Origin of the sequence: Paenibacillus filicis, assembly GCF_038070315.1 — a bacterium.
GTDB lineage: Bacteria > Bacillota > Bacilli > Paenibacillales > NBRC-103111 > Paenibacillus_G > Paenibacillus_G filicis.
The window spans coordinates 184,363-200,493 of the sequence record NZ_JBBPCC010000005.1 but is presented as its reverse complement, the minus strand read 5'-3'; the positions used below and the strand labels follow the sequence as shown (position 1 = coordinate 200,493).

Annotated in this window: 10 protein-coding genes; all 10 read left to right on the top strand. The window is 54.3% G+C overall.

All coding sequences use genetic code 11. The features are described from left to right. Positions 1-116: 116 nt before the first annotated feature. The 10 genes from WMW72_RS10260 (at position 117) to WMW72_RS10215 (ending at position 16,130) form a co-directional block, all read left to right on the top strand. A complete protein-coding gene (locus WMW72_RS10260) occupies positions 117-1,946 on the top strand; it encodes a sensor histidine kinase (RefSeq protein ID WP_341415350.1) in 1,830 nt (609 codons plus the stop codon). Beyond that, positions 1,939-3,456 carry a response regulator gene (locus WMW72_RS10255; protein ID WP_341415349.1) on the top strand — a complete coding sequence of 506 codons (1,518 nt, stop codon included), beginning with the start codon at positions 1,939-1,941 and terminating at the stop codon, positions 3,454-3,456. The genes WMW72_RS10260 and WMW72_RS10255 overlap by 8 nt, the downstream gene beginning before the upstream one ends. Positions 3,457-3,603: 147 nt before the next feature. Next, positions 3,604-5,082, top strand: a complete 1,479-nt coding sequence (locus WMW72_RS10250; protein WP_341415348.1) for an ABC transporter substrate-binding protein — start codon at positions 3,604-3,606, stop codon at positions 5,080-5,082. Between the two features lie 73 nt (positions 5,083-5,155). Further along, positions 5,156-6,094 carry an ABC transporter permease gene (locus WMW72_RS10245; RefSeq protein WP_341415347.1) on the top strand — a complete coding sequence of 313 codons (939 nt, stop codon included), beginning with the start codon at positions 5,156-5,158 and terminating at the stop codon, positions 6,092-6,094. A gap of 27 nt (positions 6,095-6,121) precedes the next feature. Beyond that, positions 6,122-7,039, top strand: coding sequence for a carbohydrate ABC transporter permease (locus tag WMW72_RS10240; protein WP_341415346.1), 918 nt, complete (start codon positions 6,122-6,124; stop codon positions 7,037-7,039). Positions 7,040-7,084: 45 nt separating this feature from the next. Further along, positions 7,085-8,404 carry a glycoside hydrolase family 125 protein gene (locus tag WMW72_RS10235; protein WP_341415345.1) on the top strand — a complete coding sequence of 440 codons (1,320 nt, stop codon included), beginning with the start codon at positions 7,085-7,087 and terminating at the stop codon, positions 8,402-8,404. Then, on the top strand, positions 8,401-11,532 hold the full coding sequence (locus tag WMW72_RS10230) for a beta-galactosidase (RefSeq protein WP_341415344.1): 3,132 nt from the start codon (positions 8,401-8,403) through the stop codon (positions 11,530-11,532). The genes WMW72_RS10235 and WMW72_RS10230 overlap by 4 nt, the downstream gene beginning before the upstream one ends. Positions 11,533-11,536: 4 nt before the next feature. After that, positions 11,537-14,266, top strand: coding sequence for an alpha-mannosidase (locus tag WMW72_RS10225; protein ID WP_341415343.1), 2,730 nt, complete (start codon positions 11,537-11,539; stop codon positions 14,264-14,266). Positions 14,267-14,732: 466 nt separating this feature from the next. Next, positions 14,733-15,401: a Crp/Fnr family transcriptional regulator gene (locus WMW72_RS10220; protein WP_341415341.1), complete on the top strand. Its 669-nt coding sequence runs from the start codon at positions 14,733-14,735 to the stop codon at positions 15,399-15,401. Positions 15,402-15,404: 3 nt separating this feature from the next. After that, on the top strand, positions 15,405-16,130 hold the full coding sequence (locus tag WMW72_RS10215; RefSeq protein ID WP_341415340.1) for a nucleoside phosphorylase: 726 nt from the start codon (positions 15,405-15,407) through the stop codon (positions 16,128-16,130). Position 16,131 lies beyond the last annotated feature (1 nt).

Below are 16,131 nucleotides of genomic sequence, written 5' to 3'. Positions count from 1 at the left end.
CAGGCTCCCCTTGACCGTCTTTCTGTATGTGCGCGTGATGAAAGAGCTGTACTTTTCAAAGGCCGCACCGGTCATGCTATAATGAAATCCGATCAAGAGCGGGAGAGGGTGGTGGAATGAGGTTTGTCTCTATGTATGTAACCTACTTCAGAAAAAACTTATTCATGCGCCTGCTGCTCCTGTTCTCGCTGATCACGGTGATCACGATCATTTCCTTTTCCTACTTCATGTATCACACGATGTCGCAAGCGGCGATCAATCGTGAGCTGGATATTCAGAAGAAAGCCATGACGAACGTGAATAACTACTTGGGAGAGAAATACGAATCGGCGCAAGCCATTCTATTCGGGCTATACCGGGATAGTTCACTTGCCGCGGGAGTCTCCTTTATGCTGCAGAACCCTTTCCAGGAATATATCCAGCATAGTCTCGAACAGTTCAAGAACAGTCCGGGCGGAACTGGAACGTGGCATGACGGCTTGCAGTATTTTCGTAATCGGCTGGAGGACGATGCGGATATACAGAGTTTGATGCTGTACAGCGTGGATCAGCAGTTTTTGTATGTGCTGGGGCGCGAGCGGCAATTGCAGCTGATCCCGGCCCAGGCGACCTATTCCTACGTTCCTGAGGCGATGGCGCTGGATAGCAAGAGTGTAACCTTGCCCAACGTCTGGCTTCGCACGGCAGCCAATCAGTGGAACAATCGTCTGTATTCCATCCGCTCGCCGATCAACGATAAGCAGACGTTGAAAAACATTGGGCAGCAGGTCGTTTTCTTCAGCTCGGACGGCATCTGGAAGGTATTGGCCAATGAGAAGGAGGAGCTAAAAGGGACGATGCTCGTCATTGCTCCCGATGGCGGAGTTATCTTCGACTCCTCCGATCAATACTACGGCAAGCCTTTTCCTTATATGGAGCAATTGGGCTCGCTCTATGAGAACAGCGATTTCAATCAGTCGGCCTATGTCACCAAGCTGACCCAAAGCAAGGGAGATTTCATCGTGCTCGGCATCATCCCGAAGGAGGAGCTGGCAGCCGCGTCGCGGCGAATCGGGACGACGATTTTTACGATCAGCGGGGTCTGTATCCTGCTGCTGATCCTGCTTCCGTCTCTGGTTGTCCTGAACGTAAACAAGCGGACCCAGCAGATTATCCGGTTCACCCGGAAGGTCAAGCAGGGCGATCTGAGCGCGCGGATCCGGGATGTGCGCGAGGACGAGCTGGGCCAAATTTCCCGCAGCTTTAACGAGATGATCGATGAATTGAACCAATATATCGACCGCGTGTACAAGGCCGATATCAAGCAGAAGCATACGGAGCTGTCGGCTTTGCAGGCTCGCGTCAACCCGCATTTTCTGTACAATACGCTGGAAGTGATCCGCATGCGGGCGGTCTCTCAAGGCGCGCATGACGTGGGCGAGATGATCTACAGCTTATCGGCGTTATTCCGCAGCTTTGTCCAGCAGAAGAAACAGTATACGTTGAAGGACGAGCTGGAGGCTTGCCGCTTGTATCTGGAGCTATTCCAGATCCGCTATAAGGATAAATTTACGTATTCCATCGACTGGGACCGCAGGCTGGGCATCTATCGCATCATGAAAATGTCGCTTCAGCCGGTGATCGAGAATTATATCGTGCATGGGCTGCGCGCCGAAAGCCACGACAACAGACTGGAGATCCGAGTGAAACAAACGGACGATTTCCTGCATGTCCAGGTGGAGGACAACGGGAACGGCATGAGCGCCGAGCGGTTGAGCCAAATGAAGAAGTTCCTGCAAACGGAGGAAAAAGAAGGTGAATCCTTCGGTCTGCGCAGCATCAATCAGCGTCTTAAGCTGCTCTACGGCAGCAGGTACGGACTAGACATGCGCAGCGAGCCTGGGCAAGGCACAACGGTGGACATCTGGCTGCCGCTGGATGACGGAAAGGGAGGATACGATGTTTAAGGTTTTTCTGGCCGATGACGAGCCCTTCATCATCGAAGGCTTGTACGATATTATCGATTGGGCGGAGGCGGGGCTGGAGCTGGTAGGACATGCGAGCAACGGGCAGAGGGCACTGGACGCTTTGAAGCACATGCCGGTGGACATCCTGCTAACGGATATCTCGATGCCGGTGATGAACGGTCTCGACTTGATTCGCGGAGCCAGAAGCGTTCACCCTGGATTGCTGGCCATCGTGCTTAGCGGCTTCGATGACTTTGACTATCTCAAAGAGGGCATGGGGCTCGGCATCGAAAACTATTTGCTCAAGCCCGTCAATATCCAGGAGCTGAAGGCGACACTGAAGGCAGCGGTCGAGAAGCTGAACTCCGTTCAAGAAACATTGTCCCTGCAGGCTTACAGCCAGCAAATTCTCAAGGATAATACCCTGCACCGTTGGCTCACGAACCAGATCGCGCCCCTGGAGTTCTCCGAGCGCGCCGAGCTTCTCGGCCTGAGTCTCGACAGCCCCTATATGGCGGTCTCGGTCATTCGGACAGAGGAGGCTGCCGAAGTGATGGACGTTATAGCGGCCAAGGCGGAGTCCAGGGACGGGATGACCGCGTTCTACGATCTGGATGGAGATATCGTGCTGCTGGCCGGGCTGGACGATGCCGACCGAGGGAGGCAGGAGCTGACGGCTTGGCTCCGGGAGCTTCAGGCCGGGCTGCCGAACCGTTCGCTCCGCATCGCGATAGGGAGCGTGGAGGAGTTGGGCGAGCAGGCGGGACAGAGCTATACCACAGCCAAGAAGGCACAGGAATACTTCTGGATTTACCCGGAGCTTTCCATGATCGATGCCCGAGAGCTGGCGGCTCGCCAAGGAAATCCGCAGGCGGATTTCTCCTTAATCGATTGGCCGGCCTATGCCAAGCTGATCGTCGCCAAGGATCAGGCCAAGCTTTGCGAGCAGATTCAATGCGACTTCAAGCGGCTGCAGGCGCTCCCGGGCATCACGCCGCAGGACTTTCAGGACATTGCCTTTGAGATGGTGATTCATTTCAAATTAGAGCTGAAAGCGATCCGCCATACGGAGGAGACGGCTGTTTACAATCAAGCGCTGCAGCAGGTTCGAGCTGCTGTCACGCTGGAGGAGCTGGAGAAGGAGATCCTGGAGATCGCGGAGACGACCGTTGGCTTTTTAATTTCAGATGTGCGAAGTCCGATTGTACAGCAGGTATTGAAATACATCCATCAATCGTATGCGGAAGAGCTGTCTCTTAAGATGCTGGGAGCCCACTACAGTATTCATCCGGTGTATCTGGGACAGCTGTTTACCAAAGAAACGAACGAGTCCTTTACCGAATATATCAACCGCTACAGGATCGAGAAAGCGAAGGAGCTGCTCAAGACGACGCAGGCCAAGGTCCACACGATCGCCAAGGACGTAGGCTATTGGGAAGTGGGTTATTTCTATAAACAATTCAAGAAGTACGTGGGGATCTCGCCTACGGATTATCGAGGACTGCTCTAGGGAAAACTGGAGTGCAGTCCTTTTTTCTTTGATTTGTACATGGATCATTTAATTTATCGTCTATTTGCAAATGCTTTCATGAGTTACTGTAAATGTAGCCCTTCGGGGATTTACAAAAACAAAGCTTTCATCAAGGGAGGATATGTAATGAGCAAGATCAAGAAACGTCTGACGGTAACGCTTGGACTTACCCTTGCCGCTTCGATGGCACTTAGTGCATGTGGCGGCAAAGACGCTGCGGGCAATCCAGCGGCAGGAAAGGCCAACAAGCCGGCTGAGTTAATCTGGTACACGATTGGAACTCCTCAAAAAGATGTCGACCGCGTCATGGAGGAAGTCAGCAAATACACAGCCGAGAAAATCGGCGTAACCGTAAAAATGAACATGGTCGACTGGGGCGACTACTCGCAGAAAATGCAAGTCATGACCGCTTCGGGCACGCCTATGGACATTGTATTTACGTCTTCGTGGGCCTTCGACTATGTGCAGAACGCGCGTAAAGGCGCTTTCAAGCCGATCGACGACCTGCTTCAGTCAAGTGGGCAAGGCATCGTCAAAGCGTTGGACCCGGCCTTCCTGAGCGGCTCCAAGGTGGACGGGCATAACTATGGCGTTCCGGCCAACAAGGAGCTTCCTGCCCAAGAAGTATGGCGGTTCAATAAAAAACTTGTCGACAAATACAACCTGAGCCTGGATCAAGTAGGTACGCTACAAAGCCTGGAGCCGCTGCTCAAAACGATCAAGGAAAAAGAACCGAACGTATACCCGTTTGCCGTAGACAAAAATTTCATGCCGTATGTGCCTTATGACTACGTGATCGAGAAAATGCCGATGGCCGTGAAGATCGACAACCCTGACTATAAGATCGTCAACGTCCTCGACACTCCCGAGATGAAACAAGCTCTGAAGACGGTAAACAGCTACTACAAAGCAGGCTACATTCCGACGGAAGCGGCTACGCTTAACTCGCTCAACGATGTTCAGGTCACGAGCAGATGGTTCACGGACAAAGCTACGAACCAGCCGTTTGCAGACAATCTGTGGTCGGCCAGCTACGGTTACCCGGTCGTCTCGAAGCCGGCGAGCCCTGCCCTTATCTACAACTGGTCGGTGATGGGGTCCATGCAGGCCATCTCCGCCAACTCCAAATATCCGGAGAAAGCGATGGAATTCCTAAACCTGCTCAATACCGATCCGGTGCTTCGCAACATGGTGGACTCCGGTATCGAAGGCGTTCACTACAAAAAAATCGGCGACGACAAGATGGAAAATTTGCCGGAATCCAAAAACTATGACATGCCGACCTTCTCGCTTGGCAACGTGATGCTGACGTACAAAGACACCAAAGACCCCGACAATAAGTGGGAAGAATTCAAGAAGTTCAACGGTTCCGGCGTTCCCGCTCCGCTGCTCGGCTTCAACTTCGATCCTTCCAAGGTGACGACGGAAATTGCAGCGGTACAGAACGTGAAGGAAGAGTTCTGGGCGGTCTTGATGACGGGGACCGTAGATCCGGACAAATTCATTCCGATGGCCAACGAGAAATTCAAGGCAGCCGGATTGGATAAAATCATGGCCGAGGCACAAGCGCAGATTGACGCTTGGAGAGCCGCGAACAAGAAATAAGACAGGAGCTGGATTAGGCGAATGTACCGCATTCGCCTGATCCGTTTCCTACTTGATCCTAAGGAGTGATTCGATGACGAGACTAGGAGCATTCCTCAAAGACGTGAAGCAAAACCGAGTGCTGCTGCTCATGGTCATGCCCGCTACGCTTTGGTTCCTGTTCTTCTCCTACCTGCCGATGGCCGGTATGGTGATTGCTTTTAAGCAGTACCGGTACAGCCGGGACGGCTTCTGGGCGAGCATTGTGCAAAGCAAATGGGTGGGGCTGCAAAACTTCAAGTTCCTCTTCAGCACCAATGACGCTTATATCATTACGCGGAATACGCTGCTGTACAACATTGTCTTTATTATCGCAGGTCTGATCCTCTCGGTGGGACTCGCCATCGTACTGTCCGAAATCGCTAATAAAAAACTGGCCAAGGCCTATCAAACAGGCATGTTCCTCCCTTATTTCCTGTCCTGGGTCATTGTGGGCTACTTCGTATTCAGCTTTCTGAGCTTCGACAAAGGGATGCTCAATCATATTCTCGCCGGCTTCGGCATTGATCCGATTCAGTGGTACAACGACAAAACGTATTGGCCGCTCATCCTGGTTATCGTCTTTCTATGGAAGTCTGTTGGCTATAACAGTGTCATCTATCTGGCGGCGATTATGGGGATTGACAGGTCGCTGTATGAAGCGGCGATGATTGACGGGGCGAATAAATGGCAGCAGATGAAGAATATTACGGTTCCCATGCTGAAGCCGCTGATGACGATTCTGACCTTGCTCGCGATCGGGCGTATTTTCTATGCGGATTTCGGGTTGTTCCTGCAAGTGCCTAGAGACTCCGGAACCCTGTATTCGGTTACGAATGTCATCGATACCTATGTGTATCGCGGTCTCAAAACAACAGGTGAAATCGGCATGAGCACGGCAGCGGGTCTGTATCAGTCAGTTGTAGGCTTCGTGCTGGTACTTACTTCGAACTATATTGTGAGAAAGTTTGACAAGGATAATGCGCTGTTCTAATAACCGCTCGGAAAGGGGGACGTCGTGATGATCACCAAACCGGTGAAAAATCGGGATTTTCATCAATTGCCGCCTGTGTTGAATGTATTGTTTAACTTGATCGCGGGGATTTTTGCACTCGCCTGCGTGTTTCCTTTTGTTTTTGTAACGATTATTTCATTGACCGATGAGAAAACACTGAGCCGCAACGGCTACCGCCTCATCCCGGAGAGCTGGAGCCTGGAGGCCTACAGATACATCTTTAAAGCGGGAGACCAACTGCTCGTTTCGTATGGCGTAACCATCTTGGTGACGGTGGTGGGAACGCTCGTCAGCTTGCTTTTAACGGCGACGTTCGCCTATGCCATCTCGCGGAAAAGCTTTAAATACCGCAATTTTTTTGGATTTTTCGCCTTTTTCACCATGCTGTTTAATGGGGGGCTCGTTCCCACTTATATTGTAGTAACGCAGCTTATGGGACTGAAGGATTCGATATGGGCCTTGATCCTGCCGCTGGCGGGGAATGCCTTCTATATCATGATCATGCGGACGTTCTTCAGCACCTCCGTTCCCGATGCAATCATCGAATCCGGTAAAATCGACGGCGCCGGCGAGCTAGGGATTTTCATCCGGTTGGTGCTGCCGCTGTCGCTGCCGGGACTCGCTACCATCGGGCTATTCAGCACACTGGGGTACTGGAATGATTGGTTCAATGCGCTGCTGTACATCGATACGCCAAATCTCGTGCCTTTGCAATCGATGCTGATGCGGATTGAGAACAGTATGCAGTTTCTGCTGCAGAATACCAGCAACCCGTCCATCGGCATAGGCTTGCTGCAATCGCTGCCGCAGGATACGGCGCGGATGGCGATGGTTGTGCTCGCTACGGGACCTATTGTGTTTGCATACCCGTTTTTCCAACGTTACTTTATTCAAGGCTTGACTGTCGGTGCAGTGAAGGAATAATGCTGCGGCACTGTGCGAGGTCAACATCACTGGGGAGGACTTATCGTGGAACAATTCAGACTGCCTAAAATTCCAATGCCGAAGCTGGAGCTGCCGCAGGCCATTCAGGAGGTGCTTACGGAAGCCGAGGAGAAGCTGGCGCATCGTCCCAAGCTGTTGCAATTATTCAAAAACTGCTTCCCCAACACGCTGGAGACGACAACCAAGCTGATGGACGACGGCACGACCTTCGTCATCACCGGAGATATACCAGCCTCCTGGCTGCGCGACTCGGTCGAGCAGGTGATCCACTACGTGCCGTTCGCGAAGAACGACTCGGAGCTTCAACGTATCATCGGCGGATTAATCAAGCGCCATATTCAGTATATTCATATCGATCCTTATGCGAATGCTTTTAACGAATCGGCCAACGACTGGCATTGGAATAAAGCAGATCAAACCGAGATGTCGCCTTGGGTCTGGGAGCGCAAGTTCGAGATCGATTCGCTGTGCTTCTCCGTACGGCTGGCGTATGCGTATTGGAAGGAGACCGAGCTGACGGATATTTTCGATGCCGGGTTTAAGGCCGCGATGGTCAAGATCTACGAGCTGTTCAAGACGGAGCAGCGTCACCTGGAGCAGTCGCCATACCGATTCACCCGCAATAACGGCATTCCGACCGATTCGCTGCGCAATAACGGGCTGGGGATGCCGGTGAATTATACGGGCATGGTCTGGTCGGGCTTCCGCTCCAGCGACGATGCTTGCGATTTCCACTATAATATTCCGGGCAATATGTTCGCGGTGGTCGCCCTGCGCCAAATGCAGGAATTCGCAGAATGGGTATTCCGGGATACGGATTTCCTGCAGGACTTGAAGGCGCTGGAGGCGGATATCGATCACGGCATTCAATTGTATGGCATCTACCGCCATCCGGAATTCGGACCGATCTATGCCTACGAGACGGACGGCTATGGCAACTACTGTCTGATGGACGATGCAGGAACGCCGGGACTCATGTCTATTCCGTATCTGGGTTATGTCTCCGCAGACGATCCGATCTACCAGAACACCCGGCGTTTTGCGCTCAGCAAGGAGAATCCGTTCTACTTCGAGGGGAAAGTAGCCAAAGGCATCGGAAGTCCCCATACGCCGGCTAAGTACATCTGGCATATGGCCTTGTCGATGCAGGGAATCACGGCCCAGACGGCCGAGGAGAAGCTGGAGATGATCGCGATGCTCGAAGCGACGGACGCGGATACCGGCTTCATGCATGAAGGCTTCCATGCCGACGATCCGACGGTCTTTACGCGCAAATGGTTCGCTTGGTCGAACAGCCTGTTCTCCCAGCTCGTGTATCAAGCGATGAAGGAAGGCTTGCTATGAGCCGTCCTGTCGTTATTTTCTATGAACCTGGCTTCCCGGAGACGGGCTCATCGCTCGAAGCTCTGGCGGCGGCGCTGGCGGCTAAGGGCGCGAGCGTCGTAGGCGCGGACGCGCTGGGCGACGAGCTGCGGAACGCGGATGGAGGCTGCTTCGTCAATCTGCACGCTCCGTATTTCCCGAAGTCCGCGTGGCCGGACATCCTCGGCTACCTGAGAGGCGGCGGCGGCCTGCTCAGCGTGGGCGGCGGCGCCTTTAAGCGGCCGGTTCGCCGGGAAGGAGACGGCTGGCATGCCGAAGCGGAGCAGACGGGATACCACCAGCAATTGTTGATTCATGAGATGCTTCGGGTGGATTCGGCCCCGATCCGCAGCTACGCGGCATCGGAGACGATCCCGCTGCTGCAGGGTCAGGAAGCGATGTTCGCCGTGGCAGATACCTGGAACATGGTGCCGCATACGACGCGCGACATTGACCACCCGCATCAGATGGGCTCGGCCGGTACAATGAGTACACGGATATACCCGCTGCTGACAGGCATCGGCCAAGCAGACCGCGAGGTCGCAGCGCCGGTGGTGCTGTGGGAGAATGTTCGCGGCGAGTTCATCGGCTCACGCTGGATATTCGTCAATGTGCCGCTCAGCGCTTCGTTCTGGAGCGCGGGCGGGGCGGAAGCTCTGCTGGCGTGGGCGGCATATTGCGCCCAAGGCGTGACGGAGCTGTGGATCAAGCCGAACTATGCGAGTTACGAGCGAGGGGAGCGCGCCGTACTGACGCTGCAGGCGCAAGGTCTGGCGCGCGGCGCAGCGGCGGCTGCGAGAAGCTGGAGCTTCGAGCTGACGGTAGATCGCGAAGACGGTAAGCAGACCGGCTGGAGCCATCGTCTGACGGCCGAGGCTGCTGCCGAGTTTCAGATTATCCGCCTGCCGGTGCCGCTTGACATCCATCCGGGCTTATACCGGGTGAATGTCCGGGCCGTGTCCGAGGACGGAGAGGTTCGCTTGCTGCGCCAAGGCTTCTGGGGCCACGACTCTGAGCTGCTCGCTCAAGGCACGCCAATCTCCGCTGGCCGGGATTACTTCGTTAAGGATGGGCGGCCGCTGCCTGTTGTCGGCATGACCTATATGACATCCGATGTCGCCCGCAAGTTCTTGTTTCTGCCGAATGCGGATGTCTGGGACCGCGACATGGCCCAGATGGCCAAGGCGGGCATCAACTGGATTCGCACCGGCATCTGGACCGCGTACCGCAACGTCATGCAGGTGGACGGCCACGCTTCCGAAGAGGTGCTGCGCGCGATCGATGCCTTCCTGTTGACGGCTAAGAAGCATGATCTGCAGGTGACGTTCACGTTCTTCTCGTTCACGCCCGAGACCTGGGAGGGGACTAACCCGTACCTGGACCCGCAAAGCGTGGAGGCGCAGAAGCGGTTTATCCGCTCTATTGTATCGCGTCACCGCGAGTCGAAGCATGTGGACTGGGACTTGATCAATGAGCCGTCGATGTTCGACCCGGCGCAGATCTTCTCTGATGGGCCGCGTTCGTGCCGTGACAAGTACGAGCAGGCCGCGTTCATCGCCTGGCTTCAGGAGCGGCATGGCCGCATCGAGCTGCTGCAGGAGCGGTGGAATATGACCGCGGAGCAGCTGCCTTCCTTTGAAGCGGCGGTTATTCCCGAGGCCGCGGAGATCAACTTCGACGTGCAGGATATGCACCGGGCGAAGAAGGGCACCCGCTGGCTCGACTACTGCCTGTTCTCGATGGAGATGCATAACCGCTGGGCGAGGGAGCTATACAAGACGATCAAGGACTTGAGCCCAAATCAACTGGTCGTCGTCGGCCAGGACGAAGCGCTCGGCGCGCAGCGGCCATCGCCATGGTTCTATGAGGAAGCGGTCGACTATACGACCGTGCATTCGTGGTGGCTGAACGACCAGCTCGTCTGGGACGGGATTTTCGCCAAGACGCTTCATAAGCCTAATGTGATCCAGGAGACCGGGATCATGTACGTCGAGACGCCGGACGGCCGCGCCAAGCGCTCGGAGCATGAGCTGCACAGCCTGCTGGAGCGCAAGTATGCGTATGCCTTTGCGACCGGGGGCGCCGGAGCGATTCACTGGATCTGGAATACGAACTTCTATATGGACAATGCGAATGAATCGCATATCGGGGCTCTTCGGGCAGACGGAACGGAGAAGCCGGAGGCATTGGTATCGTATGAGTTCGGGCGGTTTATGGCGGAGATCCGGGATCTGTTCGCGGGTCGGAAGCTGGAGGAGATCGCGGCGGTCTTCCCGTATTCGAATGACTTCTCCAACCGGAAGCTGGCGTTCGAGGCCACAACGCAGCTCACGCGCGTGCTCGCGTACCAGCTGAATATGCCGTTCCGCTCGGCTTCCGAATACCATCTGGACGCGCTGGAAGAACAGCCGGCCAAGCTGATCCTACTGCCGAGCGCGCATAATCTGGAGGAGCAGGCGTGGAGCAAGCTGCTCGACATCGTGCAGCGCACGGGCTCGACGCTGCTCGTCACAGGTCCTATCGGACTGGATGCTTACTGGAAGCCGGCAGCTCGCTTGCAGGAGGCGCTGGGCGAACCCGAGCTTCTCAATGTACGCCGGGAAGAAAGGCTGCTGCTGCCTGGAGGGGCGGAGCTGCCGGTTTCGTACGGCAAGCGCCGCATCGCCGAAGCCGTGAAGGAGGTACGCTCCGGCCTGTCCGCCGTTGCCTCTGCGGGCCGCGGAAGCGACGCGGTTGTCGACATCCCGCTCGGCAAGGGCCGGCTCATCTGGAGCCCGCTGCCGGTGGAGCTGAACGAGCGGACAGACACGACGGCTGACCTGTATCGTTACGCCATCGAGGCGGCAGGCTGCGACAGCGGCATGCAGTGGAAGCGAGGCGGCGATCTCGCCGGTGTATACGGCCGGAAGCTGTCCTTTAAGGAAGGGTTCCTATACGTCTTCGTCTCCGAATTCGCATGGGACGTTGAGATCGAAGTGCAGGATACGGACAACGAAGCCAACTATACGTTTACGCTTGAGAAGGAGCGTTCGGTGCTCTTTGCGGCGGACGCCACAGGTAAGATTCTCTCGGTATACAGACCGGATGAAGTCCAAGTAGTAAGGAGCTAAAGTGATGAGCAAACCAAGAACAGCCCATATTATTTCCCATACGCACTGGGACCGTGAGTGGTACCTGCCGTATGAGAAGCATCATGTCCGCCTCGTTCAGCTGATGGATGCGCTGCTGGACAAGCTGGATCAGGACCCGCAGTACCGCAGCTTTTATTTGGACGGCCAGACGATTATTTTGGAGGACTATCTGCAGGTCAGACCGGAGCGGAGAGGGAAGCTGGAGAAATATATCCAGGATGGCCGTATTCTGATCGGTCCTTGGTATATCCTGCAGGATGCGTTCCTGACCAGCGGCGAAGCCAACGTACGCAATATGCAGATCGGGCACCAGGATGCGCGAGCATTCGGGTCCGTCGCCAAGGTCGGGTATTTCCCTGATACGTTCGGTCTCGTAGGACAGACTCCGCAGCTGATGCAGCAATCCGGGATTACCAATGCTATCTTCGGCCGGGGAGTAAAGCCGACAGGCTTCAACAATACCGTATCGGACGGCGATTATGAATCCTCGTTCTCCGAGCTGATGTGGGAAGGACCGGACGGGTCCCGGGTACTCGGCATCCTGTTCGCCAACTGGTACTCGAACGGCAATGAAATACCGGCCGATCGGGAAGCGGCGAAGACTTACTGGGAGAAGAAGCTGGCGGATGCGGAGAAATACGCGTCCACAGGCGAGCTGCTGTTCATGAACGGCTGCGACCACCAGCCGATCCAGCTGGATCTGCCGGAAGCGATCCGAACAGCAAGCGAATTGTACCCGGATACGGTTTTTGTTCATTCGAATTTCATCGATTATCTGCAGTCCGTGCAGCGATCCTTGAAGCATGAGCTCTCGACGGTCAAAGGCGAGCTTCGCAGCCAGCGTACCGACGGCTGGTCGACGCTTGTGAACACGGCTTCGGCGCGTGTGTACCTGAAGCAGATGAATCAGCTCGGGCAGGCGATGCTGGAGAAGGTTGCGGAGCCACTGGCTGCGATGGCTCATGTGGCGGGAGCGAATAGCAAGTACCCGCATCATCTGTTCACATACGCCTGGAAAACCTTGATGCAGAACCATCCGCATGACAGCATCTGCGGCTGCAGCGTGGACGAGGTGCACCGGGAGATGGTCACCCGCTTCGACAAAAGCCGGCACGTCGCCGAGGCGATCGTGGAAGAAAGCACCCGCGCGCTCGCCGAGCTGGTTGATACGTCAAGCTTCGCCGGATCAGGCAATGACGCGAAGCCGGTCGTCGTATTCAACACATCCGGCTGGGAACGCTCGGGTGTCGTCACGATCGAAGTGGACGCGCTGCGCTTGTATTTCCGCGATGGCTATAAGCTGGAGGAAGCAAGCCGCCTTGCTCAGGAGGCGAAGGTTACCGGACGTGCGCTGGTGGACGAGCACGGAACGATCATTCCGTATATGCTGGAGGATCTGGGCTTGCAGTTCGGCTACGACCTGCCGGACGATAAGTTCCGCCAGCCGTACATGTGCCGCCGGGTTAAGCTGACGTTCGAAGCGGAGAGCGTCCCGGCCTTGGGCTTCAAGACGTATGCGTGGGTGGAGCGCGACGCGGCTGATGCCGAGGGCACGCTGCTCGCAGGAGACCGTATTCTGGAGAACGCAGCCCTTAGAGTCGAAGTGGCGGATAACGGTTCGTTCACGCTGATCGACAAGCGCAGCGGTCGCACGTACTGCGATCTGGGCATCTACGAGAATACCGGAGATATCGGCAATGAATATATGTACCGTCAGCCGGATGGCGAGGCGGCTCTGACGACCCGCGAGCTGACCCCACGCATCCGTGTGCTTCAGGATACGCCTTATCAGGCTGCTCTGGAAATCGTGCATGACTGGGTGATTCCGGCTTCGGCCGACGACAAGCTGGATCAGGAGCAGCGTGAGCTCGTCTACTATCCGTACCGCCAAGCTCAGCGTTCGGCGAACATGGTGCCGATGCAGATTCGCACGGTGATAAGCCTGAGCCGCAGCGGCGAAGGCGTCGAGCTTGAGTCTACTTTTAACAACCAGGCCAAGGATCACCGGCTGCGGATGCTGTTCCCGACCGATGTGAACACGCAGGTTCACAACGTCGACTCGATGTTCGAAATTCCGCAGCGGGACAACAAGCCGGCTGCGGAGTGGGAGAACCCGAGCAACACGCAGCACCAGCAGGCCTTTGTGGATGTAGGGGATGCCGAAGCCGGGCTTGTCGTAGCGAATCTTGGGCTGAACGAATACGAGGTACTGCAGGACGGACGCAACACGATCGCCGTGACCTTACTCCGTGCAGTCGGCGAGCTGGGCGACTGGGGCTTGTTCCCGACGCCGGAAGCGCAGTGCCTCGGGACGCACACCGCTCGCATGAAAGTCATTCCTTACCGTGAGGCAAGCAGCCAATCGGGCGCTTATGTGGAGGCGTACCAATTCCAGGTTCCATGGACCTTGTGCCAGACAGGTGTACACACGGGAAGTCTCGCTCCAGCCTACTCGCCTATCCGGTGGGAGGGAGGCGACCTGGCCTTCTCTTCCCTGAAGCTGAACGAGGGCACAGGCGATCTGATGCTGCGCTGGTACAACATGAGAACGGAAGCAGCCGAGCTGAAGCTGGCTTCCAGCCTGCCGTTCTCCTATATCTACAAGAGCACAATTCTGGAGGATCACGGTAAGCTGCTGCATGCCGACACCGCAGACTCCTTGTCGCTGCGCGTAGGCCCGTGCGAGATCGTGACGGTCGGGTTACGGTTTTAGGCGAGACGCGAAAGCTTAGTAAGAAGCGTTGCGGCCGTCATTCCTTGAGGAGGGCTGTCCTCAACGTAAGGGGATCTTCTCGGATAATAAAATAAATGCGTTGAATGAAAGAAGGAGCTAGGCAGCTTATATGTCTAGCTTCTTTCTTTTTGGCCTCTTCTTTGGTCGCTATTTGTATGATACTATTCGATTTCCATAAGAGGATGCTCCAACCGCTGATTGCACAATTCCAGTCAGCGGTTTTTATTTTTTCGCAGCCAAGAGGACGGTAGTATGAGCGAAAAAAGTTCAGGGCAAGCTTGGTTAGTGAGCAGGAGATTAAGGAATAATGGAATCGCATTTTTTGGGTTTGAAAAATGTCGCAATTCCTATTAAAAATAAGGCAGAAATACATTCAGATGAAGTCTTTTGTCGTAGCTTTTAGGACATTAGAAATGAGAAAATATAAGCCAAGGAGATAAGAAAAATGCTTACAAGCATCGATGCAATCGCTTCCAGTATTCCTAAGATGCATACGATTTTAAAAGATTGTCCCTTTGAAGTTATACGGGAAATGAAGATTCAAACGTTTAAGAAGAACAAGTTTTATTTACCACAAGGGGAGATGCATGCCTTTGTCTACATTATCGTAAGCGGGAACGTCAAGGTTTATGTCATGAATCAAAGCGCCAAACAGGTAACGTTGGATGTGTATTCTTGCGGTAATTTGATTGGTGAACAAGAAGCTATGATTCGTAAACCATTTAGCGCATCCATATTGGGTATAAGTGAGGTCACTTTGTTAAAGATACCTGATAAGGCATTTTTATATTGGCTCTCCAAGGATGCAAATTTCAATCAGATCGTGATTTCTTCTTTATGCGAACAAATGTATAAGCTTACCAATCGGACGATCAAATACAGCCTGGATAGTGTGCGATCCCAGATCATTTCATCGCTTATAGAGGAGAGTTACGTACAGAAATCAATGATCATCCAGAAGAAAGCCATTTTAGATTCAGTCTCCTCCACCAACCGAAGCGTCTATCGTGTCTTGAATCAGCTGGAAGTGGAGGGGAGTATCGTCATAAGTGGAGATGAGATCAAGATTGTGGATCGTGAGAAACTATGGATGGACCCTGAAAGGAAGAGATAGGTTATGGCAGAGAAACAAGCGCATATTCAATTAGACAGCTCCATACAAGTACAAAAAGCCATTCTGGTTGGCGATCCGGCCCGAGTAGATAAAGTCGGCGCGATGATGGATCATGTGCAACCGCTGGCATACAACAGAGAATTTAAATCAATTAAAGGCAGTTATCGAGGCGAAGAGCTATTAGTCATTTCTACAGGAATAGGGGCCCCGTCTGCTGCCATCGCCATGGAGGAGCTGCACCATATAGGCATCACCACGGTCATCCGGGTAGGGAGCTGCGGGTCGATGCAAAAGAATATTCCGTTAGGGGCGTTAATCATTGCCACGGGTACCGTTCGGGATGATGGTCTTGGCAGTAAATATGTTCCTTCCATCTATCCGGCGATTCCAGATCCAGATTTGCTGCAACGGGCCAAGAAGCATTATCCTGAAGGCTATTTCGGGATTACTCGAGCCCATGATGGTTTCTATATGGATAACAACGAAGCCGTTGAACAAGAATGGTCTCAGTATGGAGTGCTGGGTGGAGATATGGAGACCAGCATTATCTTTGTATTAGGCACATTGCGTAAAATGAAAACACTCTCCATTCTAAATAATGTTGTCTTATACCGTGCCGATCTGTCTGCCGGGGTTAATCACCTGGTTTCAGGTGAGAACACCGTGTCAAAAGGGGAGCGAGCCTCTATTCAATTGGCACTAACCATTTTAAGTGAGCAGGAGGCTTGAG

What these genes read in the sequence shown, in the direction of transcription:
- WMW72_RS10260 (WP_341415350.1), top strand. Translation starts at nt 117, where the DNA reads ATGAGGTTTGTCTCTATGTATGTAACCTACTTCAGAAAAAACTTATTC.
- WMW72_RS10255 (WP_341415349.1), top strand. Translation starts at nt 1,939, where the DNA reads ATGTTTAAGGTTTTTCTGGCCGATGACGAGCCCTTCATCATCGAAGGC.
- WMW72_RS10250 (WP_341415348.1), top strand. Translation starts at nt 3,604, where the DNA reads ATGAGCAAGATCAAGAAACGTCTGACGGTAACGCTTGGACTTACCCTT.
- WMW72_RS10245 (WP_341415347.1), top strand. Translation starts at nt 5,156, where the DNA reads ATGACGAGACTAGGAGCATTCCTCAAAGACGTGAAGCAAAACCGAGTG.
- WMW72_RS10240 (WP_341415346.1), top strand. Translation starts at nt 6,122, where the DNA reads ATGATCACCAAACCGGTGAAAAATCGGGATTTTCATCAATTGCCGCCT.
- WMW72_RS10230 (WP_341415344.1), top strand. Translation starts at nt 8,401, where the DNA reads ATGAGCCGTCCTGTCGTTATTTTCTATGAACCTGGCTTCCCGGAGACG.
- WMW72_RS10225 (WP_341415343.1), top strand. Translation starts at nt 11,537, where the DNA reads ATGAGCAAACCAAGAACAGCCCATATTATTTCCCATACGCACTGGGAC.
- WMW72_RS10220 (WP_341415341.1), top strand. Translation starts at nt 14,733, where the DNA reads ATGCTTACAAGCATCGATGCAATCGCTTCCAGTATTCCTAAGATGCAT.
- WMW72_RS10215 (WP_341415340.1), top strand. Translation starts at nt 15,405, where the DNA reads ATGGCAGAGAAACAAGCGCATATTCAATTAGACAGCTCCATACAAGTA.